The sequence below is a fragment of the Escherichia sp. E13S3 genome, from assembly GCF_004212325.1.
Classification (GTDB): Bacteria; Pseudomonadota; Gammaproteobacteria; order Enterobacterales; family Enterobacteriaceae; genus Escherichia.
The window spans coordinates 444,153-469,085 of sequence record NZ_RHJR01000004.1 but is presented as its reverse complement, the minus strand read 5'-3'; the positions used below and the strand labels follow the sequence as shown (position 1 = coordinate 469,085).

The window sequence follows — 24,933 nt, the reverse complement described above, 5'->3', positions numbered from 1 at the left end:
AGGTTATTCTGGTTGTTCGAGTGATTTTATGTAGTCGTAGATCGCCAACTGCGCCCGAACTTTCCGGCGATTACCGCGGGGAACGTAGCGATTACTGAGTTCTTTATCGATATAACGTGCTTTCACCGTATCGCTGAACAGAATATCTACGATATCCAGTACCCGCTGCTTCAGCCGCGGGTCGAGCAGCGGCGTAGCCACTTCAATACGATAATCAATGTTGCGCGTCATCCAGTCGGCGGAAGAAAGGTAAACCTTTTTATCGCCACCATTTTCAAAAATATAGACCCGATCATGTTCAAGGTAACGGTCAACAATGCTGATAGCACGAATATTGTCGCTAATGCCTTCCAGATTGGGGATCAGCGAACACATCCCGCGTACCAGCAGATTTACCGGCACGCCGGAACTGGATGCCGCATACAGACGATCGACTAGTCCTTTATCGACCAGGTTATTCAGTTTCAGAGTAATACCGCTGGGCAGCCCTTGTTGTGCGTTGGCGATCTCGCGATCCACCATTTCATACAACAGACGGCGGGAGTTTTGCGGCGACACCATTAAATAATCAAATGTCACCGGACGGTATGGGTTTTCAATAAAGTTGAACACCCGCCGCACTTCGTTGGTGATGCGCGCATCGGCGGTCAGCAGCGAATAGTCGGTATAAAGACGTGCGGTTTTTTCGTTAAAGTTCCCGGTCCCAATATGCGCGTAACGCACGACTTCACCGTTTTCTTTACGTGAAATCAGGAACAGTTTGGCGTGAATTTTCAGCCCCGGCGCAGAGAAGATAACGTGCACGCCAGCTTCGGTTAGTCGCTTCGCCCAATGAATGTTAGCTTCTTCGTCAAAACGTGCCTGTAGCTCAACCACCACGGTCACTTTCTTGCCGTTGTGCGCAGCGTGGATCATCGAGTCGATGATGCGTGAATCTTTTGCCACACGGTAAATGTTGATTTTAATCGCCAGCACGCTCGGATCGAACGAGGCCTGACGCAACAGTTCCAGTACGTGCTCAAAGGTGTGATAAGGGTAATAGAGCAGAACATCGCGTTCGCGAATGGCATCAAAACCGTTGCGGAACTGGGCTTTATCAAACCAGATATGGCGTAAACGCGGCAGTGGTTTGTTAACCAGATTCGCTTTGCCGACATTAGGGAAATTAATAAAGTCTTTGAAATTGTGGTAACGGCCGCCAGGGACGATAGAGTCGTAACGAGAAATAGTCAGTTTCTCACGCAACACTTCAACCAGCGCGTTAGGCATATCACGCTGATAAACAAAACGTACTGGCTCTGCGGTTAAACGCTGTTTCAGACTGGAAGACATCAGCTCCATCAGGCTGGCTTCCATCTCGTGTACTAAATCGTATTCGGCGTCGCGGGTCATCTTCATCGAATAGGCATTCAGCGCGTCATAATCAAAGAAGCCTTTGAAGATATCATCAAGGCAGTAACGCAGAATGTTATCCAACAAAATCATTGGCTTGCGTCGACGTGGTGCTTCCGGCGGCAAATTCACAAAGCGCGGAACTTTATCCGATGGGATCTCCAGCAGCGCGTAACGGATGGTATCGCCACGAATAATCTCCACCGCCAGATAGGTATAATCATCTTTCAGAAACTGCACTAAGTCAGTGTCAGGATTGATTAAAATCGGCGTAATGTGCTGGCGCAGATACTGCTTAAAATAATGACGCAGCCAGTTTTGTTGATTAACGGAGAGTTGGCGTTCATTAATCAGGAAGATCTGGTTACGCGCCATCTCCAGTAGCAGTTCATTGTAAAGGCCGTCAAATTCCTGATCGGCTTTCAGCACGCGGGATTGAATTTTGCCCAGCAAATGGCGGGAATGAGAGTTAGAACCTTGTTCTTCGCTAATAATGATACGTCGCTTCAGTTCAGCGAAGCGAACTTTATAGAACTCATCAAGGTTATTGGAATAGATCCCAAGAAAACGCATCCTTTCAATCAGCGGGTTAGATTTGTCCGCCGCTTCCTGAAGCACGCGTTCATTGAACGATAACCAACTGAGCTCTTTCTCGATGTATAGCTTTTCCTGACCCATTACCACTTTTACTCCGTTTTATTCACGGGACACTGCCTGGATATTATGGCGAGCAATGTTGGCAGATGTCCAACTATGCCAGAAAAGGGGGAAAAAAACTGCTGAAGCCTGCGATTTACAGGATAAATGAGAAGCGCCAGCAGTAGCGCTGGCGCTTAAAATATGCGGAAGATTACTCGTCGTCGGCGGCGTAGCCCTGCGGTGGAAGACGCTGATCATCCAGCCACGCGGCGTTTTCATGCATCTTCAGACGACCATCAACAAACCAGCTAATGACCAACGGGTAAATAGCATGTTCCTGAGTTTGCACGCGAGCGGTGATTTCATCTTCCATATCACCAGCAAAAACCGGAACTTTAGCCTGCAAAATCACCGGGCCGCCGTCCAGCTCATCGGTGACGAAATGCACTGATGTACCGTGTTCTTCATCGCCATTTTCCAGCGCCTGACGATGGGTATGCAAACCGGGATATTTTGGTAGCAGGGAAGGGTGAATGTTCAGCAAACGCCCGGCGTAGTGGGAAACAAACGCTGGGCTGAGAATGCGCATAAAACCGGCCAGAACAACTACATCGGGTGCGTACACGTCGATTTCGTGCATCAACTCCCGATCATAGTCTTCCCGACTGTCAAATTGGCTGGCAATAAGCGTATGCGTTGCGATACCTGCTTTGCGGGCGCGCTCAAGGCCGAACGCGTCGGCCTTATTGCTGAAAACTGCCCGTAGGGTGCCTTTAATTTTGTTGGTTTTACAGGCATCAATAATTGCCTGCAAATTACTTCCGTTGCCGGAAATAAGCACCACAATATTCATTATTCGATAACCACGCGTTGTTCGGAATCAGAAGCTTTGATGATACCGATTTTCCACGCGTTTTCACCGTTGGCATTGAGCAGGGCGAGAGCTTTGTCCACTTCCGGAGCAGGCAGGGCGATAACCATCCCGACGCCGCAGTTGAAGGTACGATACATTTCATGGCGGCTGACGTTACCTGCTGTTTGCAACCAGTTGAACACTTCCGGCCACTGCCAGGAGGATTCATCAATCACTGCCTGAGTGTTTTCAGGTAATACGCGAGGAATGTTTTCCCAGAAACCGCCGCCGGTCAGGTGCGCAATGGCGTGAACATCAACCTTTTCAATCAATTCCAGCACTGACTTCACATAAATACGGGTTGGCGCCAGCAGATGATCGGCTAAAGGTTTTCCGTCCAGCTCTGTAGTTTGCGGGTCGCAACCGCTGACTTCGAGAATTTTGCGTACCAGCGAGTAACCGTTCGAGTGCGGGCCGCTGGAGCCGAGCGCAATGAGCACATCGCCGTCGCTAACTTTAGAACCGTCGATGATTTCTGATTTTTCTACCACGCCAACGCAGAAGCCAGCGACATCGTAATCTTCGCCGTGATACATCCCCGGCATTTCTGCCGTTTCGCCACCCACCAGTGAACAGCCCGATTGCAGACAACCTTCCGCGATGCCGCTGATCACCGCTGAAGCGGTATCAACATCCAGTTTTCCGGTTGCGTAATAGTCGAGGAAAAACAGCGGTTCCGCGCCTTGCACCACCAGGTCATTAACGCACATGGCGACCAGATCAATACCAATGGTGTCGTGACGTTTTAAGTCCATCGCCAGACGCAGCTTGGTGCCTACACCGTCAGTGCCAGAAACCAGTACGGGTTCACGATATTTTTGCGGCAATGCACACAGCGCACCGAAGCCGCCCAGACCGCCCATGACTTCCGGACGACGCGTTTTCTTCACTACGCCTTTGATTCTTCCAACCAGAGCATTACCCGCGTCAATATCAACACCGGCATCTTTGTAGCTAAGAGAGGTTTTATCGGTCACTGCTTGGGTCCCCACGCGTTACTTGCGGTAGAAAAATAAAATTCGGCGCAATTCTAACAGGGAAAGCAAACGTTTGCGAGACTGCTTTACATAACCTTTTTCAGCCTACATTGTAGTGAAGTGATGCATAAACAAAGACAATGAATGATTGTTCTGAGCGATATTTGTAATTAGTAACCATTTGAATATAAAATAATTTATTATCTAATCGTTGTTGGTTTGTCTAAAGTCAACGAAAATTATATTGCCGCCTTAAAAAAAGGCGGTATAATCCGTCGATTTTTTTTGTGGCTGCCCTCAAAGGAGAAAGAGTATGAAGATCGTGGAAGTCAAACACCCACTCGTCAAACACAAGCTGGGACTGATGCGTGAGCAAGATATCAGCACCAAGCGCTTTCGCGAACTCGCTTCCGAAGTGGGTAGCCTGCTGACTTACGAAGCGACCGCCGACCTCGAAACGGAAAAAGTCACTATTGAAGGTTGGAACGGCCCGGTAGAAATCGACCAGATCAAAGGTAAGAAAATTACCGTGGTGCCAATTCTGCGTGCGGGTCTGGGGATGATGGACGGTGTTCTGGAAAACGTTCCGAGCGCGCGCATCAGCGTAGTCGGTATGTACCGTGATGAAGAAACACTGGAGCCGGTACCGTACTTCCAGAAACTGGTTTCTAACATCGATGAGCGTATGGCGCTGATCGTTGACCCAATGCTGGCAACCGGTGGTTCCGTTATCGCGACCATCGACCTGCTGAAAAAAGCGGGCTGCAGCAGCATTAAAGTGCTGGTGCTGGTGGCTGCGCCAGAAGGTATCGCTGCGCTGGAAAAAGCGCATCCGGACGTCGAGCTGTATACCGCATCGATTGACCAGGGGCTGAATGAGCACGGATACATTATCCCGGGCCTCGGCGATGCTGGTGATAAAATCTTTGGTACGAAATAACGAATAAAAAATAATTAAAGCCGACTTTAAGAGTCGGCTTTTTTTTGAGTAAAGCGCCTATAACACATAATATACAGAGGATAATACTATGACGCGCCGTGCTATCGGGGTGAGTGAAAGACCGCCACTTTTACAGACAATCCCGCTTAGTTTACAACATTTGTTCGCCATGTTTGGTGCAACCGTCCTGGTGCCCGTCTTATTTCATATCAACCCGGCGACCGTACTGTTATTTAACGGTATCGGAACGCTGCTGTATCTCTTCATCTGTAAAGGGAAAATTCCGGCTTATCTTGGTTCGAGCTTTGCCTTTATTTCTCCGGTGTTATTGCTGTTGCCGTTGGGTTATGAAGTCGCGCTGGGCGGCTTTATTATGTGCGGCGTGCTGTTCTGTCTGGTTTCTTTTATTGTGAAGAAAGCAGGGACTGGCTGGCTGGATGTGCTGTTTCCTCCAGCGGCAATGGGGGCAATCGTTGCTGTCATCGGTCTGGAGCTGGCGGGCGTGGCTGCTGGCATGGCTGGCTTACTCCCGGCTGAAGGGCAAACGCCTGATTCCAAAACCATCATTATCTCCATTACTACCCTTGCGGTTACGGTTTTAGGTTCCGTTCTGTTCCGCGGTTTCCTGGCGATTATCCCGATTTTGATTGGCGTGTTGGTGGGGTACGCGCTCTCCTTCGCAATGGGTATTGTCGATACCACGCCGATTATTAATGCTCACTGGTTTGCTCTGCCGACCTTGTACACGCCGCGCTTTGAGTGGTTTGCCATTTTGACCATTCTGCCTGCGGCGCTGGTGGTTATTGCCGAACACGTGGGGCATCTGGTGGTAACGGCTAACATCGTGAAAAAAGATCTGCTGCGCGATCCTGGCCTGCACCGTTCCATGTTCGCTAACGGCCTGTCGACCGTTATCTCCGGGTTCTTTGGTTCCACGCCAAACACTACCTACGGGGAAAACATCGGCGTTATGGCGATCACCCGCGTCTACAGTACCTGGGTAATCGGTGGTGCGGCGATCTTCGCCATTCTACTCTCCTGTGTTGGTAAACTGGCTGCTGCTATCCAGATGATCCCACTGCCGGTGATGGGCGGCGTTTCGCTGCTGCTTTACGGTGTCATCGGCGCTTCTGGTATTCGCGTACTTATTGAATCGAAAGTGGACTACAACAAAGCACAGAACTTGATCCTGACTTCCGTGATCCTGATCATCGGCGTCAGCGGCGCGAAGGTAAACATCGGTGCGGCAGAGCTGAAAGGTATGGCGTTGGCGACCATCGTCGGCATTGGCTTAAGCCTGATCTTTAAATTGATTAGCGTGATCCGTCCGGAAGAAGTGGTGTTGGATGCAGAAGACGCCGATATAACAGAAAAATAATGTAGCGACCGGGCAGTAATGCTGCCCGGTTCAAACATGATGGAATTCTGTGGTAAACTTCTCGTGATTTTGTGAAATCCCTGGTTGAGGTATCTCTGAACACACCGGCACAGCTCTCTTTGCCACTTTATCTTCCTGACGACGAAACCTTTGCAAGTTTCTGGCCGGGGGATAACTCCTCTTTACTGGCCGCGATGAAAAACGTGCTGCGTCAGGAACATAGCGGTTACATCTATCTCTGGGCACGCGAAGGCGCGGGGCGCAGCCATCTGCTGCACGCGGCTTGCGCGGAATTGTCGCAGCGTGGCGATGCGGTAGGTTATGTCCCGCTGGATAAACGCACCTGGTTTGTTCCGGAAGTGCTCGATGGTATGGAGCAACTGTCACTGGTTTGCATCGACAATATTGAGTGTATTGCTGGCGATGAGTTGTGGGAGATGGCGATTTTTGATCTCTACAATCGGATTCTGGAGTCAGGTAAAACACGGTTGCTGATCACTGGTGATCGTCCACCTCGTCAGTTGAATCTGGGGTTACCGGATCTTGCGTCACGTCTCGACTGGGGGCAGATCTACAAGTTGCAGCCACTTTCTGATGAAGACAAATTGCAGGCATTACAGTTACGCGCCCGTTTGCGTGGTTTTGAACTGCCGGAAGATGTGGGGCGTTTCTTGCTGAAGCGGCTCGACAGAGAAATGCGCACGTTGTTTATGACGCTGGATCAGTTGGATCGTGCGTCGATTACCGCGCAACGTAAGCTGACCATTCCGTTTGTGAAAGAAATTCTGAAGTTGTAGATAAGGTGTTTATTGTCGGATGCGTCGTAGTATTTGTAGGCCGGATAAGACGCGGCAAGCGTCGCATCCGGCAATGTACCTTAGCTACCGAAAGGGTACATCTTAACCAACGATTTCCAGCACTTGCTCCGGTGGGCGACCAATACGCGCTTTGCCATTCACGACCACAATCGGGCGTTCCATCAGCTTCGGATTATCCACCATCGCCTGAATCAGCACTTCTTCGCTAAGCGAACTGTCTGCAAGATTCAGCTCCTTATAAAGATCCTCTTTCTGGCGCATCAGTTCACGGGCGCTATTCATCCCCAACATTTTCAGCAAATTACGTAGCGTTGCCGCATCGGCGGGTGTCTCAAGATAGAGCACCACTTCCGGCTCCACACCATTTTCTTTCAGCAGGTTTAGCGTTTCACGGCTCTTTGAGCAGCGTGGGTTGTGGTAGATTTTTACCTGTTTGGTCATGGTTCTTCCTTTAATGCGAATTACATCTTGGTATAAGGCTTAAAGCGTTCCTGCAACTGGCGCAACTGGTCGATGCGCGCATCGTAACGCGCTTGTTGTAGGCTGCCTAATTTCACCTGCGAACTTGCGCTACTTAACAGAGAAATGGCCTGGTCGAGTCGCCCGGCCAGCGCATAACCTTCTGCTCGCGCAGCCAGTTCCTGATCGCGGTTATTTAGCGCGGCCTCCGCCTGTGCCAGCAAATCCCAGCCATTGCTGTCATCTTTATTATTAAAAGTATAGCGATTCAGAATATTGGCCGCTTCCTGCGGTTGACCGCCTTGCAGATATGCGTTTGCCAGGTTGAGCTGCAACACCGGACTGGTGCGTAAATCGCGGGCATTTTTCAGGCGATTGATCGCCTCATTGGCTTTGTTTTGCCCAAGATCGATATCGGTAGCCAGATCGAGATACCATGCGTTGCCAGGTTCTGCCGCCAGTAACGGTTGCAGCGTTTTACGCGCCTCGTCGTATTTATTGGCTTCCATCGCCTGTAAAGCACGGCCATACTGTGCCGCCCGTTGCTGACGAATATTGCCTTTCGCCCATTCATCCAGCAAGTCGCTGGTGAGCTGATTACGTCCGGAATTGTACATCCCTAGAGTACGCGCTTTCGCCAGATAGAAATCTTCTGACGATTGCACCACCATCGGGCGCATCTGATTAGCACGGTTACGAGCATCAGCCAGACGGCTTTCCGGCAACGGGTGAGTCAGCAAAATTTCCGGCGGACGCGAAGAGTAACGCGCCTGATCGAGCAATTTTTCGAGGAAGGTCGGCATCGCCTGCGGATCGAACCCCGAGCGTTGCAGCACCTGAATCCCAATGCGGTCTGCTTCCTGTTCGTTTTGCTGGGTGAAGCTGATCATCCCCTGGCGTGTTCCCGCCAGCGTACCGGTCAGCGCTGCCATTCCCGCCTGCGGACTGGCCATCGCCAGTAAAATAGAACCTAACGCCCCGACCCAGGTGAGTGGTGCGCTACGTTGCTGATCTTCCATCGCTCGCGCCAGGTGGCGCTGGGTGACGTGGGAGATTTCATGCGCCATAACCGAAGCCAGTTGGCTTTCGTTATCGGAATAACGGAACAGGGCAGAATGCAGCACTACGTTGCCGCCAAAGAAAGCAAAGGCGTTAATTTCGTCGTTATTGATCAGAAAGAAATGGAATGGCGTCTTAACTGAATTGGCATGCGAAACCAGACGCATCCCCAGCGAGTTAATGTATTGCGTTAATAGCGGATCATTAATTAACGGCGCGCTGCCGCGTAACTGGCGAACATAATAGTCGCCCATCTGCATTTCCTGACCAATGGAAAGCGTGCTTCCTGCGGAGGTTCCCATATCCGGCAAGGTGTCTGCGCTATCGGCAAACGCCGGGGCTACCTGACCGAGGGTCACAGCAGCAATGAGGGTAGCAACCAGGTTTTTTTTCAACTGCCTGAACATAACCTCTGTCCTGTATTTCTGGAGATAGTCATTTGACCGATACTGTGAAATATCGTTCCCACCGCGCCGCCTTTGAGTGTAACGACGAAGATTAGCTCACTCAAATGGCTTTTCAGTTTCCTTAATCCGTCATAAAAAGCGAAGTCTTTTTTGTGACATTTCGATACAATTGCGGATCGCAATCCCCCTCTTGAGGTTCAGGGAAGGTCTTTATGCTCGAAATGTTGATGCAATGGTATCGCCGCCGTTTTAGCGACCCGGAAGCGATTGCCTTGCTGGTTATTTTAGTTGCCGGTTTTGGCATTATCTTTTTCTTTAGTGGATTACTCGCGCCGTTGCTGGTGGCTATTGTGCTGGCCTATTTGCTGGAATGGCCCACTGTGCGCCTGCAATCTATTGGCTGTTCCCGCCGTTGGGCGACGTCGATTGTGTTGGTCCTGTTTGTTGGCATCCTGCTACTGATGGCATTTGTGGTCATGCCTATCGCCTGGCAACAGGGCATTTATTTAATCCGCGATATGCCGGGTATGCTCAATAAGCTTTCTGATTTTGCCGCCACGTTGCCGCGCCGCTATCCGGCGTTGATGGACGCGGGCATTATTGATGCGATGGCTGACAATATGCGTAGCCGGATGCTTACTATGGGCGATTCAGTGGTGAAAATCTCCCTCGCCTCGTTGGTCGGTTTGCTGACCATTGCCGTCTATCTGGTGCTGGTGCCATTGATGGTCTTCTTCCTGCTGAAAGACAAAGAGCAAATGCTGAATGCCGTTCGTCGGGTGCTGCCGCGCAACCGTGGACTGGCAGGGCAGGTGTGGAAGGAGATGAACCAGCAAATCACCAACTACATCCGTGGCAAGGTACTGGAGATGATCGTGGTGGGGATCGCCACCTGGCTGGGATTCTTACTCTTCGGGCTGAACTATTCGCTGCTGCTGGCGGTGCTGGTCGGTTTCTCGGTGCTTATTCCGTACATTGGCGCATTTGTGGTGACCATTCCGGTGGTCGGCGTGGCGCTATTCCAGTTTGGTGCTGGCACCGAGTTCTGGAGCTGCTTCGCGGTGTATCTGATTATCCAGGCGCTGGACGGTAACTTACTCGTACCGGTGTTGTTCTCTGAAGCCGTGAACCTGCATCCGCTGGTGATTATTTTATCGGTGGTGATTTTCGGCGGGCTGTGGGGATTCTGGGGCGTATTCTTCGCTATCCCACTGGCAACGCTAATCAAAGCAGTAATCCATGCCTGGCCGGATGGTCAAATCCCGCAAGAGTAATCTTCAGCGAAAAGGGCTTTGAAACGAGTGTCGCAGGGCGTGATTTACATCACCGGATGTGAAATGTGCTGGCCGCAAGCGCAGCCAGCACGGAATGGAGCAAAGTAATCAGGCGTGTTCTTTTAGCCAGTTAAGCACTACGTCGTGGTGATTGCTGGTTTTGAAATCGTCAAATACGTGTTCGATTTTGCCGTTGGCATCGATCAGGAAGCTGATACGGTGAATACCATCGTAGGTTTTGCCCATGAAAGACTTCTCGCCCCAGACGCCGAATTGTTCGCATACCTGGTGGTCTTCATCGGACAGAAGCGTAAAGTTAAGCAGTTCTTTATCTGCGAAGCGGGAAAGTTTTTCAGGTTTATCGGTGCTGATACCGAGCACATCAACGCCCGCTTTTTTTAACTCTTCCATGTTATCGCGTAAGCCGCAGGCCTGTACGGTACAGCCGGGGGTCATGGCTTTCGGGTAGAAATAAACCAGAACACGCTGTCCCTGGAAGTCGGTCAAATTAACTTGTTCTCCGTCTTGGTCCGGCAAGCTAAATTTCGGTGCGATGTCACCGGCTTTCAGTGGATTCATTAATTAACTCCATCCTGTTCATCATGTTGGGAATAGTTGACGACGTTAATACTGCCTTGCGCATTGAGTTCTGTACATAGTGCTTTGAACGCTTGCTCAATATTTGCTGAGTCCGCAGACGCCGGGCTGTGGGCGGTGATCTGAATATGCAACTGCGCAGCCCTTTCATTTTCAGCAGGTTGCGTGCGTGACACCAGTTCTGCAATGTTCATATGGTGCGCGTCGAAAAGTGCTGTGAAGCGCTCAATTAAATGCGGGGAGTCCGCCACATCGACCTGAACCCAGACAGATGCGGGCATTGGTGGACGTGGGCGAGCGGTCGTTCGTTTCATCACGATTAAAAGATCCAGCTCGGCGCCTTTCAACGGTAACGTTGATTCAATCAAGGTGATGGCGTTCCATGAACCGGAAAGCAGCATGATAAACGTGAACTCTTCTCCCAACATCGCCAGGCGACTGTCTTCGATATTACAGCCGCAACTACTGACATGACGGGTGATGGTATTCACAATTCCTGGGCGATCGGCACCCAGCGCAGTGATCACCAGATAATGTTGCGATGACAGTGTCAAACTGGTTATTCCTTTAAGGGGGTGAGATGTTCCTAAGGAAAGCATAAAAAAAACATGCATACAACAATCAGAACGGTTCTGTTTGCTTGCTTTTAATGCCATACCAAACGTACCATTGAGACACTTGTTTGCACAGAGGATGGCCCATGTTCACGGGAAGTATTGTCGCGATTGTTACTCCGATGGATGAAAAAGGTAATGTCTGTCGGGCTAGCTTAAAAAAACTGATTGATTATCATGTCGCCAGCGGTACTTCGGCGATCGTTTCTGTTGGTACTACTGGTGAGTCCGCCACTCTGAACCATGACGAGCATGTCGATGTCGTGATGATGACGCTGGAGCTGGCTGATGGGCGCATTCCGGTGATTGCCGGGACCGGTGCTAACGCCACCACAGAAGCCATTAACCTGACGCAGCGCTTCAACGACAGCGGTATTGTTGGCTGCCTGACGGTAACCCCTTATTACAACCGCCCATCGCAAGAAGGTCTGTATCAGCATTTCAAAGCCATCGCTGAACATACTGACCTGCCGCAAATTCTGTATAATGTGCCGTCCCGTACTGGTTGCGATCTGCTACCAGAAACGGTGGGCCGTCTGGCGAAAGTAAAAAATATTGTCGGAATCAAAGAAGCAACAGGGAACTTAACGCGGGTAAACCAGATCAAAGAGCTGGTTTCAGACGATTTTGTTCTGCTGAGCGGCGATGATGCGAGCGCGCTGGACTTCATGCAGTTAGGCGGTCATGGCGTAATTTCCGTTACGGCTAACGTCGCAGCGCGAGATATGGCCCAGATGTGCAAACTGGCGGCAGAAGGGCATTTTGCCGAGGCACGCGTTATTAATCAGCGTCTGATGCCATTACACAACAAACTATTTGTCGAACCCAATCCAATCCCGGTGAAATGGGCATGTAAGGAACTGGGTCTTGTGGCGACCGATACGCTACGCCTGCCAATGACGCCAATCACCGACAGTGGTCGTGAGACGGTCAGAGCGGCGCTTAAGCATGCCGGTTTGCTGTAAAGTTTAGGGAGATTTGATGGCTTACTCTGTACAAAAGTCGCGCCTGGCGAAGGTTGCGGGTGTTTCGCTTGTTCTTTTACTCGCAGCCTGTAGTTCGGACTCACGTTATAAGCGTCAGGTGAGCGGCGATGAAGCCTACCTGGAAGCGGCACCGCTTGCAGAACTTCACGCCCCGGCAGGAATGATTTTGCCGGTGACCTCCGGCGACTATGCGATTCCGGTAACTAACGGTAGTGGCGCAGTTGGCAAAGCGTTAGATATTCGTCCACCAGCCCAGCCGCTGGCGCTGGTTTCAGGCGCGCGTACCCAGTTCACGGGCGATACCGCTTCGCTGCTGGTGGAAAATGGTCGTGGCAATACTCTGTGGCCGCAGGTCGTTAGCGTGTTGCAGGCGAAAAACTATACCATTACCCAACGCGATGATGCCGGTCAGACGCTGACCACCGATTGGGTACAATGGAACCGTCTGGACGAAGACGAGCAGTATCGTGGTCGTTATCAAATCTCTGTTAAACCGCAGGGTTATCAGCAGGCGGTAACGGTGAAATTGCTGAACCTGGAGCAGGCTGGCAAGCCGGTTGCAGATGCGGCGTCTATGCAGCGTTACAGTGCTGAGATGATGAACGTCATTTCCGCTGGTCTGGATAAATCCGTCACTGACGCGGCTAATGCGGCGCAAAACCGTGCTTCCACAACAATGGATGTACAAAGCGGCGCTGACGACACTGGTTTACCGATGCTGGTCGTGCGTGGTCCGTTCAACGTAGTATGGCAACGTCTGCCTGCTGCGCTGGAAAAAGTGGGCATGAAAGTGACCGACAGCACTCGTTCACAGGGCAGCATGGCCGTAACTTACAAGCCACTGTCTGACAGCGACTGGCAGGAACTGGGCGCCCGTGATCCTGAACTGGCATCCGGCGACTACAAACTGCAGGTCGGTGATTTAGATAACCGCAGCAGCTTACAGTTTATTGATCCAAAAGGTCATACGCTGACACAAAGCCAAAACGACGCACTGGTATCTGTCTTCCAGGCTGCGTTTAGCAAGTAAAAATACAGGGCTGGAGTCATCCGGCCCTTTTTTCTGATATGATACGCAAACGTGTGCGTCAGCAGAAAAACGCGATTTTAGCGTTAATTCGCACGAAATTTGTTTGTCGGCGTAGGTCGGTTAAGGTGTTCACGGTACAGCCGACAAAACGACAGGCACACCAGACAGCAAAAGATTTTAAAACGTTAATTCACACCCAGGAGTGATAAAGATGCAAAAGCAAGCTGAGTTGTATCGTGGTAAAGCGAAAACCGTATACAGCACGGAAAACCCGGACCTGTTGGTGCTCGAATTCCGCAATGATACGTCAGCAGGGGATGGCGCGCGCATTGAGCAGTTTGATCGCAAAGGTATGGTGAACAACAAGTTCAACTACTTCATTATGAGCAAACTGGCTGAAGCGGGTATCCCGACTCAAATGGAGCGTCTGCTCTCTGATACCGAATGTCTGGTGAAAAAACTGGATATGGTGCCGGTTGAGTGTGTCGTACGTAACCGTGCTGCTGGCTCTCTGGTGAAACGTCTTGGAATCGAAGAAGGTATTGAGCTGAACCCGCCGCTGTTCGATTTGTTCCTGAAAAACGACGCCATGCACGATCCGATGGTCAACGAATCTTACTGCGAAACCTTTGGCTGGGTAAGCAAAGAGAACCTGGCGCGCATGAAAGAGCTGACCTACAAAGCGAACGACGTGCTGAAAAAACTGTTCGACGATGCCGGTCTGATTCTGGTCGATTTCAAGCTGGAGTTTGGTCTGTACAAAGGCGAAGTGGTACTGGGTGATGAGTTCTCCCCGGACGGTAGCCGCCTGTGGGACAAAGAAACGCTGGAGAAAATGGACAAAGACCGTTTCCGCCAGAGCCTCGGTGGCCTGATCGAAGCCTATGAAGCCGTCGCCCGCCGCCTGGGTGTACAGCTGGACTGATTTTTCTGTTCATCGTCTTGCCGTGCTGCTGGCACGGCAAGACAACCGCTCTCGTAAGATGTGCATTGAACGCTCATTCCTCCATCATTTCCTCCCGTTTTCCTGTGGTAATCTTCCCCTGAACCACCTACGATCATTCCTATAATGAATATATTGTTGAGGTATCTATGCGCTGGCAAGGGCGTCGTGAAAGTGACAATGTTGAAGACAGGCGAAACAGCTCCGGTGGTCCGTCAATGGGCGGTCCCGGTTTTCGCCTACCAACCGGTAAAGGTGGGTTAATTTTACTGGTGGTTGTGTTGGTCGCTGGCTACTATGGTGTTGATTTAACTGGATTGATGACCGGGCAGCCCGTTTCCCAACAGCAATCAACGCGTTCAATTAGCCCAAATGAAGACGAAGCGGCAAAATTCACTTCGGTGATTCTGGCAACCACGGAAGACACCTGGGGACAGCAATTCGAGAAGATGGGTAAGACATACCAGCAACCGAAGCTGGTCATGTACCGTGGAATGACTCGCACCGGTTGCGGGGCGGGGCAGTCCATTATGGGACCGTTTTATTGCCCGGCGGATGGCACAGTCTATATCGATCTCTCCTTCTATGATGACATGAAAGACAAACTGGGCGCGGATGGTGATTTTGCTCAAGGGTACGTTATCGCCCATGAAGTCGGTCATCACGTGCAGAAACTGTTAGGCATCGAGCCGAAAGTCCGTCAACTGCAACAAAACGCGACGCAAGCGGAAGTCAACCGCTTATCTGTGCGTATGGAACTCCAGGCCGACTGCTTTGCCGGTGTCTGGGGGCATAGCATGCAGCAGCAAGGCGTTCTGGAAACCGGCGATCTGGAAGAGGCGCTGAACGCGGCGCAGGCCATCGGCGATGACCGTTTACAACAGCAAAGTCAGGGGCAGGTGGTGCCAGACAGCTTTACCCATGGTACATCTCAGCAACGCTACAGCTGGTTTAAACGTGGTTTCGACAGCGGCGATCCGGCACAATGCAATACTTTTGGTAAAAGCATTTAACTTCCGGGGCAGGGATGGCTGAACTGACTGCGCTTCACACATTAACAGCGCAAATGAAACGCGAAGGGATTCGCCGCTTGTTAGTGTTGAGCGGCGAAGGACGCTGGTGCGGTGAGTATGCGCTTAAGTTGCGTGATGCCTTACCGGGCGACTGGCTGTGGGTTTCGCCGCAGCCAGCTTCTGAAAACCACTGTCCGCCATCAGCGCTACAAACTTTACTTGGGCGCGAGTTCCAGCATGCGGTATTCGACGCCCGCCAGGGTTTTGATGCCGCCGCTTTTGCGGCACTTAGCGGAACGCTGAAAGTGGGAAGCTGGCTGGTGTTGTTGCTCCCCGCGTGGGAAGAATGGGAAAACCATCCTGATGTCGATTCGCTGCGCTGGAGTGATTGCCCTGGTCCTATTGCGACTCCGCATTTTGTCCAACATCTCAAACGCGTACTTGCGGCGGATAACAACGCTATCCTCTGGCGACAAAATCAGCCGTTCAGGTTGGCACATTTTGCTCCTTATTCAGACTGGCGTCCTGCTACTGGCGAGCCGCAACCAGAACAACAGCACATATTACAGCAACTGCTGACCATGCCGCCGGGCGTGGCTGCGGTAACTGCTGCGCGCGGGCGCGGTAAGTCGGCGCTGGCGGGGCAACTCATTTCCCGTATCTCTGGCAGTGCGATTGTTACAGCACCTGCGAAGGCTGCAACGGATGTGCTGGCGCAGTTTGCGGGCGAGAAGTATCGCTTTGTGGCGCCAGATGCCTTATTAGCCAGTGATGAAAAAGCTGACTGGCTGGTGGTTGACGAAGCTGCAGCCATTCCTGCGCCGTTGTTGCATCAACTGGTATCGCGTTTCTCACGCACTTTGTTAACTACAACGGTACAGGGCTATGAAGGCACCGGACGTGGTTTTTTGCTGAAATTTTGCGCTCGCTTTCCGCATTTACACCGTTTTGAACTGCAACAGCCGATCCGCTGGGCGCAGGGATGCCCGCTGGAAAAAATAGTCAGTGAGGCACTGGTTTTTGACGACGAAAACTTCACTCACGAACCACAAGGTGACATTGTCATTTCTGCTTTTGAACAGACGTTATGGCGAAGCGAACCAGAAACGCCGTTAAAGGTATATCAGCTATTGTCTGGTGCGCACTACCGGACCTCGCCGCTGGATTTACGCCGGATGATGGATGCACCAGGGCAACATTTTTTACAGGCGGCTGGCGACAACGAGATTGCCGGGGCGCTGTGGCTGGTGGATGAGGGCGGATTATCTCAAAAACTCAGTCAGGCGGTATGGGCGGGTTTTCGTCGCCCGCGGGGTAATCTGGTGGCCCAGTCGCTGGCGGCGCACGGCAGCAATCCACAGGCGGCGACATTGCGCGGACGGCGGGTCAGCCGGATTGCAGTCCATCCGGCGCGTCAGCGCGAAGGCGTTGGGCAACACCTCATTGCCAGCGCTTTGCAATATACGCCTGGCCTCGACTACCTTTCGGTAAGCTTTGGCTACACCGAGGAATTATGGCGTTTCTGGCAACGCTGTGGTTTTGTGCTGGTGCGAATGGGTAATCATCGCGAAGCCAGCAGCGGTTGCTATACGGCGATGGCGTTGTTACCGATTAGCGAAGCGGGTAAACAACTGGCAGAACGTGAGCATTTTCGTTTACGCCGCGATGCGCAAATTATCGCGCAGTGGAATGGCGAAACTATTCCAGTCGATCCGCTTAACGATATCGTGGTTACTGACGGCGACTGGCTGGAACTGGCTGGTTTTGCTTTCGCTCATCGTCCGCTTTTAACGTCATTAGGCTGTTTAATGCGTCTGCTACAAATCAGCGAACTGACATTACCAGCGCTGCGTGGGTGCTTGCAGAAAAACGTTAGCGACGCACAGTTATGTACCACACTTAAACTTTCGGGGCGTAAGGCGTTGTTGGCTCGTCAGCGTGAAGAGGCGGCACAGGCGCTATTCGTACTTGATGATGCCCGCACTGAGCGCCTGCGCGATCGCATAACGCAATGGCAATTTTTTCACTGACTCCTTCAATTTTATCCCATGGTCATTGTGAGTCAGCGGCGTAAAATTAATGACATCAGTTAAGGAGTTCGCCATGAAACATGACCATTTTGTTGTTCAAAGCCCGGATAAACCTGCGCAACAGCTGTTGCTGCTTTTTCACGGTGTCGGCGATAACCCCGTAGCGATGGGGGAGATCGGCAGTTGGTTTGCACCGCTGTTCCCGGATGCGCTGGTGGTGAGTGTCGGTGGCGCGGAGCCGAGCGGTAATCCGGCGGGGCGTCAGTGGTTTTCGGTGCAGGGCATAACGGAAGAAAACCGCCAGGCGCGTGTGGATGCCATCATGCCGACGTTTATTGAGACGGTGCGCTACTGGCAGAAACAGAGCGGAGTAGGGGCTAACGCCACGGCGCTAATCGGTTTCTCACAAGGCGCGATTATGGCGCTGGAGAGTATTAAAGCCGAGCCTGGCCTTGCCTCACGCGTCATTGCTTTTAACGGACGCTATGCCAGCCTGCCGGAAACCGCGTCTACAGCCACGACAATTCACTTGATTCATGGTGGTGAAGATCCGGTTATCGATTTGGCGCATGCGGTTGCGGCGCAGGAAGCGTTAATCAGTGCCGGTGGTGATGTGACGCTGGATATCGTGGAGGATTTAGGCCATGCGATCGACAATCGCAGTATGCAATTTGCCCTGGATCACTTACGTTATACCATTCCGAAACATTATTTCGACGAAGCGCTAAGTGGCGGTAAGCCTGGCGATGATGATGTAATTGAAATGATGTAATAACAGCTGCGTAGGCCTGATAAGACGCGTGAGCGTCGCATCAGGCATTGTTCTCCGTTGCCGGATGCGGCGTTAACGCCTTATCCGGCCCCTCAGCTTACTTCTTCGGTTGATCCTTTTTCGGCCAGTCGTCGTCATCGTCCCACTTATCGTTGAAATCACGATGCGGGGGAAGCTCCGGCTTGTTGGCGAGAAATTTCTTATGGTCGACGCGCTTGAGATCTTTAATCACGTTCAGCAGGACGCCCACCAAAAAGACAATCACCAGAATCCACCAATATTTAGCCAGCCAGTCCATGCTTATTTCCTCTTACAGAACGACTCATCAGGCGACGAGCTGTTCCATGATACGTTGATACATACGGGCAAGTAGCTGCAGGTCGGCAGCATTCACACATTCATTAATTTTATGAATGGTAGCATTGACCGGCCCGAGTTCCACCACCTGCGCCCCCATGCGAGCAATAAAGCGCCCGTCGGACGTTCCGCCTGTGGTCAGTAGCTGCGGTTTAATTTCATTATAGTGCTCAACCGCGTTAACGACTGCATCCACCAGTTTACCGCGCGCGGTCAAAAATGGCTGCCCGGAAAGCCACCAATCCACCGTATAACGCAGTTGATATTTCTCCAGCAAGGCAAGCACCTGTGCTTTGATCATCTCATCAGTCAGTTCGGTACTGAAGCGGAAGTTAAACTGCACAAACAGTTCACCCGGAATAACGTTGTTACTGCCGGTTCCCGCCTGAATATTGGCAATCTGCATACTGGTCGCCGGGAAGAATTCATTGCCCTGATCCCACTCAATAGCCACTAATTCATTAAGGAAAGGTGCTGCGCGATGTACTGGATTATCAGCCAGATGCGGGTAGGCCACATGCCCTTGCACGCCATGAATGGTAAGGTTGCAGGTTAACGATCCACGACGGCCATTTTTCACTACATCGCCAACCACTTCGATACTCGACGGCTCACCGACCAGGCAGTAATCCAGCCGTTCATTACGCGCCATTAAAGCTTCGACTACTTTGACCGTGCCATTGTGGGCGCTGGCTTCTTCGTCTGAGGTGATCAGAAACGCCAGTCGGCCTTTATGGTTGGGATGTTGCGCGACAAAACGTTCTGCTGCCACTACCATTGCCGCCAGCGAGCCTTTCATATCAGCCGCGCCGCGCCCGAACAACATGCCATCGCGAATGGTTGGCTCAAATGGTGGGTTGATCCAACGGTCGGCATCGCCAGGGGGGACTACGTCAGTATGTCCGGCAAAGGCCAGGGTTTCTCCTTGTCCGCGCCATGCCCAAAAATTCTGCGTATCCGCAAAATCCATGCGTTCAATGGTAAAACCGATTGCCTGCAGACGGTCGATCATGATTGCCTGACATCCTGCATCATCAGGACTTAAGGATGGGCGGCGAATAAGCTGCTGTGTCAGCTCAATAACCGGACACGACATAGACTACACCTCATGGAAAAATTGCTGATAACTGGATTCACTGAAACCCAGCAGCATAGGCTTCCCTGGCGCACAGAGCAATGGGCGTTTGATGATTGCAGGCATTTCAGTCATTAATGCCATAGCGGAGGCCGCATCGGTGATATTGTTGCGGGTGGCTTCGTCCAGCTTGCGCCAGGTGGTGCCACGGGTGTTAAGTAACGCTTGCCAACCTAATTCATTGATAAAAGAGTTCAACAATTCACTGTTCAGGCCATCAACACGGTAATCGTGAAAGCGAAAGTCGATGTTATTGGTTTCCAGCCAACGACGTGCTTTTTTAATGGTGTCACAATTTTTGATACCGTAAAGGGTAACCATAATGAATCCTTTTGCGATTATTAAGAATAACTAATCATTTAACGGTCAATACATATTTCCCGCAAATGATTATCAGGCAATATAACATTATTAAGGTATTTAACTTAACAATTATTAAATGGTTGTGAACAATTTTAATGCCATTATTAAGAATGTTCCTCTTGGTATATTTTTGTATTTTAAACAGAATTAATTCAGTATTAGAATCCGTATGAATATGTCGAAATGTTGCTGTTCATCACATAAAAATCCCTGTCACAGGGCCATAGTATTAACGTAGGCTTTGCCCCGGAGGTAGTAATCACAGCAATCGAATAAATTAGCTTCACCACGGTATATTGTTTCCGTAGAATACCCATAATTATAAGAGAGGTTGTTATGATTGAACGTGAACTGGGGAACTGGAAAGACTTTATCGAAGTTATGCTTCGTAAGTAATTTCCAGAACAGGAAATGAAAGAACCTGACGTCAGGTTCTTTATCAGAGAGTTGAAAAAGGCGACACATACGTATGTCGCCTTTTTTATTGCTTATTCTGGTCGAGGCTTCAGTGGGAAGCGACGACGCACCAGCACAAAGAATAGCGGCACGAAGTAAATCGCCAGAATGGTGGCAGAAATCATCCCGCCCATTACGCCAGTACCGACTGCGTGTTGACCACCGGAACCGGCACCACTGCTGATCGCCATCGGCAATACGCCGAAGATAAACGCCAGCGATGTCATCAGAATCGGACGTAAACGCTGACGGCAGGCGTAGAGCGTCGCTTCAAACAGGTCGTGGCCTTTTTGATTCATTTCGTTGGCAAACTCAACAATCAGGATGGCGTTTTTCGCCGACAAACCAATGACTGTTAGCAGGCCAACCTGAAAGTACACATCGTTTTCCAGCCCACGCATCCAGGTTGCCAGCAGTGCGCCGATAACCCCCAGCGGTACAACCAGCATTACCGAGAACGGTACTGACCAACTTTCATAAAGTGCAGCCAGACACAGGAATACCACCAGCAATGAAATGGCATACAGCGCCGGAGCTTGCGCACCGGAAAGTCGTTCCTGGTACGACATCGCTGTCCACTCCAGTCCAAAGCCGTTCGGCAACTGCTTCACCAACGATTCCATAATATCCATCGCGGTACCCGTACTGACGCCCGGGGCGGCTTCCCCGACAATCTCTACCGCAGAATAGCCGTTATAGCGTTCCAGACGCGGCGAGCCTGTTTCCCAGCGAGAGGTCGCGAAGGCGGAGAAAGGCACCATGCCGCCGTCTTTGTTACGCACATACCACAGGTTAATGTCATCTGGCAGCATGCGATACGGCGCGGCAGCCTGCACATAGACTTTCTTCACGCGACCGCGATCCATAAAGTCATTCACATAGCTCGAGCCCCACGCGGTTTGCAGCGTGTCGTTAATATCGTCAATAGCAACGCCCAGCGCCTGCGCTTTGCGCTGGTCGATATCAATCTGCAATTGCGGGCTGTCGTCCAGACCGTTATGGCGCACACGAGTAAGTTCTGGGTTTTCCGCCGCGAGCGCCAGCAGCTGATTACGCGCGGCCATCAGCGCATCGTGACCAGCCCCGGCGTGGTCCTGCAACTCCATATCAAATCCAGCGGAACTGCCAAGACCGCTGATAGCAGGCGGGCTACTGGCGATAACGCGAGCTTCTTTGATTTTATTAAATTCTTTTGTTGCACGTTCGATAATGGCAAACGAGGTGCCTGTTTTACTGTCGCGTTCGCTCCAGTCTTTCAGGCGGACAAACATTCGTGCCACGTTTTGCCCGTTCCCCCCTGGGCCAGAACCGACAGTGGCAAACACCGACATGATGTTGTCTTTCTCATGGGTGAAGTAATACTTCTCGATCTGTTCCACCACTTTCAGAGTCTGTTGCTGAGTCGAACCGCTGGGTAACTGTACCGAGGTGGTAAACATGCCACGGTCTTCCAGAGGCAGGAACGACGTCGGCAGACGCAGAAACAGGAACACCATGCCGCCTAACAGCAGGACGTAAATCAAAATCCAGCGCAGGCTGCGGTGGAGAATTTTCGCCACCCCTTTTTCGTAGCGTTCGGCGTTGCGGTTGAACATCTGGTTAAACCAGGCAAAAAAGCCTTTCTGCCCGTGATGCTCACCTTTTTTCAGTGGCTTAAGTAGCGTAGCGCACAATGCCGGAGTCAGGATCATCGCCACCAGAACCGACAGCACCATTGCCGCAACAATGGTTATAGAGAACTGGCGATAGATAGCCCCGGTGGTGCCGCCAAAGAAGGCCATTGGCACAAATACAGCAGAAAGCACCATCGCAATCCCGACCAGTGCGCCCTGGATTTGCCCCATCGATTTACGTGTGGCTTCGCGAGGAGTGAGTCCTTCCTCACTCATAATACGTTCGACGTTTTCCACCACCACGATGGCGTCATCCACCAGCAGGCCGATAGCCAGCACCATCGCGAACATGGTTAAGGTGTTGACGCTATAGCCGAAGGCATAAAGCACCGAGAAGGTTCCCATCAACACTACCGGCACGGCGATAGTTGGAATCAGCGTAGCGCGGAAGTTTTGCAGGAACAGATACATGACGAGGAAAACCAGCGCGATGGCTTCTAACAGAGTTTTCACTACGTCTTCAATGGAGGCCTTAACAAACGAGGTGGTTTCATACGCCACCTTGTACTCCAGTCCGGGCGGGAAATACTGCGCCAGTTCATCCAGACGGTTGATCACCAGTTCTGCCGTTGCCATTTCGTTCGCACCGGAGGCCAGTTTTACCCCCAGCCCCGAGGCTGGTTTACCGTTGAAACGGCTAAGATAATCGTATTTCTCCGCTCCCATTTCGACGGTGGCGACATCACCCAGTTTCACTTCCGAACCGTCCTGATTCACTCGCAGAGTGATATCACGGAACTGTTCTGGCGTTTGCAACAGTGATTGGGCGTTAATGGTGGCGTTGAGTGCCTGGTTATCGACCGACGGCGTACCGCCAAGCTGCCCAACCGCAATCTGTGCGTTCTGCGACTCAATGGCGTCAGTGACATCTTTGGCGGTCATCTGGAAACTGTTCAGTTTTGCCGGATCCAGCCAGATACGCATCGAATATTGCGAACCGTAAGCGTCGATATCACCAACGCCGTTCACGCGGCTTAACGGGTCCTGAATATTACTGGCAACGTAATCGGCAATATCCTGTTTATCCATCGAACCATCGGTTGAGACGAAGGCAATAGTCAGAATGTTGGTATCGCCGGTTTTACGCACCGTCACGCCCTGATTTTGCACCGCCTGCGGTAGTTTACGCATGGCCGACTGCAACTGGTTCTGCACCTGTTGCACTGCTTCGTCCGGATCCGTGCCAGCTTTAAAACTGAGCGTTACTGACGCCTGTCCAGTACCGCTGCTTTGTGATGACATATACATCAGGTTATCGAGGCCTGTCATATTCTGCTCGATAACCTGGGTTACGGTGTTTTCCAGCGTCTGGGCTGACGCGCCAGGATAGTTAGCGGTCACTCGCACATTCGGTGGCGCGAGATCCGGGTACTGTTCAACGGGCAATGAGAAAATGGCCAGGGTTCCTGTCAGACACAACAGAATTGCCAGCACCCAGGCAAAAATGGGGCGATCAATAAAGAAATTCGCCATTAAAAGAGGACCTCGTAGTTCTGCGTATCGTTATGGGCATGCCTTGCTTCACTGTAGCGGCAAGGTACGAGCCAATCGTGGAGAAAAAAAGGAGATAATGTAAATTATCAGCACTCGGTAGCAAGGTTTGCATAAGCGCAAAGTGACGACAGCTATCTCTTTCCATTGCAGTGTCTGAATGAGTAGTGTTCTCAATCTATTGATTTGTAATAAAAAACATAGTCATTTTTTATTTGACCATCGCCGGAAAGAACATCATTCGAATCCTGTTAGCTAAAATGCATCTTTTACAAATGTAAAGCCACAGCAGGATGTTAACAAAAATTCTTCTTAACGGAATAGTTTCCGGGCATCGTTTTGCCCGGAGAGTTTGCAAAAAGCGAACATCTTGTTTGCCTGGTTCATTGCAATAGGTAAGGAAGCAGCTCGTTTTTTCTGACAACCATCAACATACTAAACACTATTTTACGACTCCTGCTAATATTTATATGAATATATAGAGATATTAAATTGATGCTATGTATGATTCTTGTGTTTTGTTTGTGTGGAAGTATTCTTGATATTTATAATTTTATACGAAAATGGCTTGCTCCCTTTCTTATGAATCAACGTCGGGTATCTTCTCCCTCTGTGGTTTTTAAGATGGAAAGCATATTTTTTTTGGTTAAAAATCATATGGTAAGTAATGCTGTAAATGTTTTTAGCTTTCTTTTTAAGTATTTCAGCTATCTTCATAAGCACTACGTGAATTATTCTTCAGATAGATCGATCTATAAAAACTATATGACTTTATTTAAATAAAATGTCACTATTTTTAATATCTATTTTCTGGAGGGTTTGTCGCTCATGGTAGATTATTGCTAATAAAGTATATTGGCATGGGTTGTAATGGTTTTTTTATTTATTTTTGTGTTGCATGTATTTTATAGGCATGTGAAAAATAATCATATTGTTTGTATTTTATTGATTTTATTGGATTTTTTTTCATTTTTCAAAGCGTCATGAAGACTGTTTTTGACACATTGTATCAGGCGGGTAACAGTGGCTTACTATTGGTTAGTGAACGGCAGATGAAAAATTAATATAGAAACAACTAATCAATAACTGGTTGATGATAATGAATTTAAGTCGTTGGTTAAATATCAATGGTTGGGGTGCGTTAGCGCAAAAAATAAAAAATATTTTACTCTGATGAATGCTTTAGCTATTTTTCAATGCTTGTCATGGGTAGGGGA

General features: G+C 50.5%; 22 protein-coding genes. 11 read left to right on the top strand and 11 right to left on the bottom strand.

The window, feature by feature from the left end; all coding sequences use genetic code 11:
• Positions 1 to 3 precede the first annotated feature (3 nt).
• The 3 genes from ppk1 to purM all read right to left on the bottom strand — a co-directional run bounded on the left by ppk1 (position 4) and on the right by purM (position 3,921).
• Positions 4 to 2,070 (bottom strand): polyphosphate kinase 1, encoded by a 2,067-nt coding sequence (ppk1, locus tag D9597_RS07505; RefSeq protein ID WP_130207473.1) that lies wholly within the window; start codon positions 2,068 to 2,070, stop codon positions 4 to 6.
• Positions 2,071 to 2,242: 172 nt separating this feature from the next.
• On the bottom strand, positions 2,243 to 2,884 hold the full coding sequence (purN, locus tag D9597_RS07500; RefSeq protein WP_130222015.1) for a phosphoribosylglycinamide formyltransferase: 642 nt from the start codon (positions 2,882 to 2,884) through the stop codon (positions 2,243 to 2,245).
• Positions 2,884 to 3,921, bottom strand: coding sequence for a phosphoribosylformylglycinamidine cyclo-ligase (gene purM, locus D9597_RS07495; RefSeq protein ID WP_064526256.1), 1,038 nt, complete (start codon positions 3,919 to 3,921; stop codon positions 2,884 to 2,886). Before purM ends, purN begins: the two co-directional genes overlap by 1 nt.
• Before the next feature lie 313 nt (positions 3,922 to 4,234).
• Between purM and upp the strand changes: the two genes are divergently transcribed.
• The 3 genes from upp to D9597_RS07480 all read left to right on the top strand — a co-directional run bounded on the left by upp (position 4,235) and on the right by D9597_RS07480 (position 7,036).
• The gene (gene upp, locus D9597_RS07490; protein WP_130207463.1) at positions 4,235 to 4,861 is read left to right on the top strand and encodes a uracil phosphoribosyltransferase; all 627 of its coding nucleotides are present in this window, start codon (positions 4,235 to 4,237) and stop codon (positions 4,859 to 4,861) included.
• An 88-nt stretch (positions 4,862 to 4,949) separates the two neighbouring features.
• The gene (uraA, locus tag D9597_RS07485) at positions 4,950 to 6,239 is read left to right on the top strand and encodes a uracil permease (protein ID WP_130214589.1); all 1,290 of its coding nucleotides are present in this window, start codon (positions 4,950 to 4,952) and stop codon (positions 6,237 to 6,239) included.
• A 95-nt stretch (positions 6,240 to 6,334) separates the two neighbouring features.
• Entirely contained in the window at positions 6,335 to 7,036 is a 702-nt protein-coding gene (locus tag D9597_RS07480) for a DnaA inactivator Hda (protein WP_074399451.1), read from the top strand.
• A gap of 102 nt (positions 7,037 to 7,138) precedes the next feature.
• Here the strand turns inward: D9597_RS07480 and arsC are convergent, their stop codons facing one another.
• Both arsC and bepA read right to left on the bottom strand, forming a co-directional pair.
• The gene (arsC, locus tag D9597_RS07475) at positions 7,139 to 7,498 is read right to left on the bottom strand and encodes an arsenate reductase (glutaredoxin) (protein WP_130222014.1); all 360 of its coding nucleotides are present in this window, start codon (positions 7,496 to 7,498) and stop codon (positions 7,139 to 7,141) included.
• A 20-nt stretch (positions 7,499 to 7,518) separates the two neighbouring features.
• Positions 7,519 to 8,982: a beta-barrel assembly-enhancing protease gene (gene bepA, locus D9597_RS07470; RefSeq protein ID WP_130222013.1), complete on the bottom strand. Its 1,464-nt coding sequence runs from the start codon at positions 8,980 to 8,982 to the stop codon at positions 7,519 to 7,521.
• 212 nt (positions 8,983 to 9,194) lie between these two features.
• Here bepA and D9597_RS07465 point away from each other — a divergent pair, with 212 nt between their 5' ends.
• Positions 9,195 to 10,256: an AI-2E family transporter gene (locus D9597_RS07465; protein WP_130214583.1), complete on the top strand. Its 1,062-nt coding sequence runs from the start codon at positions 9,195 to 9,197 to the stop codon at positions 10,254 to 10,256.
• A gap of 108 nt (positions 10,257 to 10,364) precedes the next feature.
• Here the strand turns inward: D9597_RS07465 and bcp are convergent, their stop codons facing one another.
• Complete coding sequence (bcp, locus tag D9597_RS07460; protein WP_130207453.1) at positions 10,365 to 10,835, bottom strand: thioredoxin-dependent thiol peroxidase; 471 nt, start codon at positions 10,833 to 10,835, stop codon at positions 10,365 to 10,367.
• Complete coding sequence (locus D9597_RS07455; RefSeq protein WP_130207451.1) at positions 10,835 to 11,407, bottom strand: glycine cleavage system transcriptional repressor; 573 nt, start codon at positions 11,405 to 11,407, stop codon at positions 10,835 to 10,837. Before D9597_RS07455 ends, bcp begins: the two co-directional genes overlap by 1 nt.
• A gap of 146 nt (positions 11,408 to 11,553) precedes the next feature.
• Between D9597_RS07455 and dapA the strand changes: the two genes are divergently transcribed.
• From dapA to ypfH, 6 genes are all read left to right on the top strand, one after another.
• A complete protein-coding gene (gene dapA, locus D9597_RS07450; RefSeq protein ID WP_130214581.1) occupies positions 11,554 to 12,432 on the top strand; it encodes a 4-hydroxy-tetrahydrodipicolinate synthase in 879 nt (292 codons plus the stop codon).
• A gap of 16 nt (positions 12,433 to 12,448) precedes the next feature.
• A complete protein-coding gene (gene bamC, locus D9597_RS07445) occupies positions 12,449 to 13,483 on the top strand; it encodes an outer membrane protein assembly factor BamC (RefSeq protein ID WP_130207447.1) in 1,035 nt (344 codons plus the stop codon).
• A 211-nt stretch (positions 13,484 to 13,694) separates the two neighbouring features.
• Positions 13,695 to 14,408, top strand: a complete 714-nt coding sequence (gene purC, locus D9597_RS07440; protein ID WP_001295467.1) for a phosphoribosylaminoimidazolesuccinocarboxamide synthase — start codon at positions 13,695 to 13,697, stop codon at positions 14,406 to 14,408.
• A gap of 167 nt (positions 14,409 to 14,575) precedes the next feature.
• Complete coding sequence (locus tag D9597_RS07435) at positions 14,576 to 15,439, top strand: neutral zinc metallopeptidase (RefSeq protein WP_130214579.1); 864 nt, start codon at positions 14,576 to 14,578, stop codon at positions 15,437 to 15,439.
• 14 nt (positions 15,440 to 15,453) lie between these two features.
• Positions 15,454 to 17,469 carry a tRNA cytosine(34) acetyltransferase TmcA gene (gene tmcA, locus D9597_RS07430; RefSeq protein WP_130222012.1) on the top strand — a complete coding sequence of 672 codons (2,016 nt, stop codon included), beginning with the start codon at positions 15,454 to 15,456 and terminating at the stop codon, positions 17,467 to 17,469.
• 73 nt (positions 17,470 to 17,542) lie between these two features.
• On the top strand, positions 17,543 to 18,241 hold the full coding sequence (gene ypfH / locus D9597_RS07425) for an esterase (protein ID WP_130222011.1): 699 nt from the start codon (positions 17,543 to 17,545) through the stop codon (positions 18,239 to 18,241).
• 97 nt (positions 18,242 to 18,338) lie between these two features.
• Here the strand turns inward: ypfH and D9597_RS07420 are convergent, their stop codons facing one another.
• From D9597_RS07420 to D9597_RS07410, 3 genes are read right to left on the bottom strand one after another with little or no spacing between them, the layout of a single operon-like run.
• Positions 18,339 to 18,539 carry a YpfN family protein gene (locus tag D9597_RS07420; protein WP_000383836.1) on the bottom strand — a complete coding sequence of 67 codons (201 nt, stop codon included), beginning with the start codon at positions 18,537 to 18,539 and terminating at the stop codon, positions 18,339 to 18,341.
• A gap of 27 nt (positions 18,540 to 18,566) precedes the next feature.
• A complete protein-coding gene (dapE, locus tag D9597_RS07415) occupies positions 18,567 to 19,694 on the bottom strand; it encodes a succinyl-diaminopimelate desuccinylase (protein WP_130214573.1) in 1,128 nt (375 codons plus the stop codon).
• 3 nt (positions 19,695 to 19,697) lie between these two features.
• Positions 19,698 to 20,054 carry an ArsC family reductase gene (locus D9597_RS07410; protein ID WP_130207437.1) on the bottom strand — a complete coding sequence of 119 codons (357 nt, stop codon included), beginning with the start codon at positions 20,052 to 20,054 and terminating at the stop codon, positions 19,698 to 19,700.
• A 378-nt stretch (positions 20,055 to 20,432) separates the two neighbouring features.
• On the opposite strand from D9597_RS07410, the gene ypfM reads away from it, so the two are divergent.
• Positions 20,433 to 20,492: a protein YpfM gene (gene ypfM / locus D9597_RS07405; protein ID WP_001386977.1), complete on the top strand. Its 60-nt coding sequence runs from the start codon at positions 20,433 to 20,435 to the stop codon at positions 20,490 to 20,492.
• A 92-nt stretch (positions 20,493 to 20,584) separates the two neighbouring features.
• Here ypfM and acrD read toward each other — a convergent pair whose 3' ends face one another.
• On the bottom strand, positions 20,585 to 23,698 hold the full coding sequence (gene acrD / locus D9597_RS07400; RefSeq protein ID WP_064526280.1) for a multidrug efflux RND transporter permease AcrD: 3,114 nt from the start codon (positions 23,696 to 23,698) through the stop codon (positions 20,585 to 20,587).
• Positions 23,699 to 24,933: the final 1,235 nt, after the last annotated feature.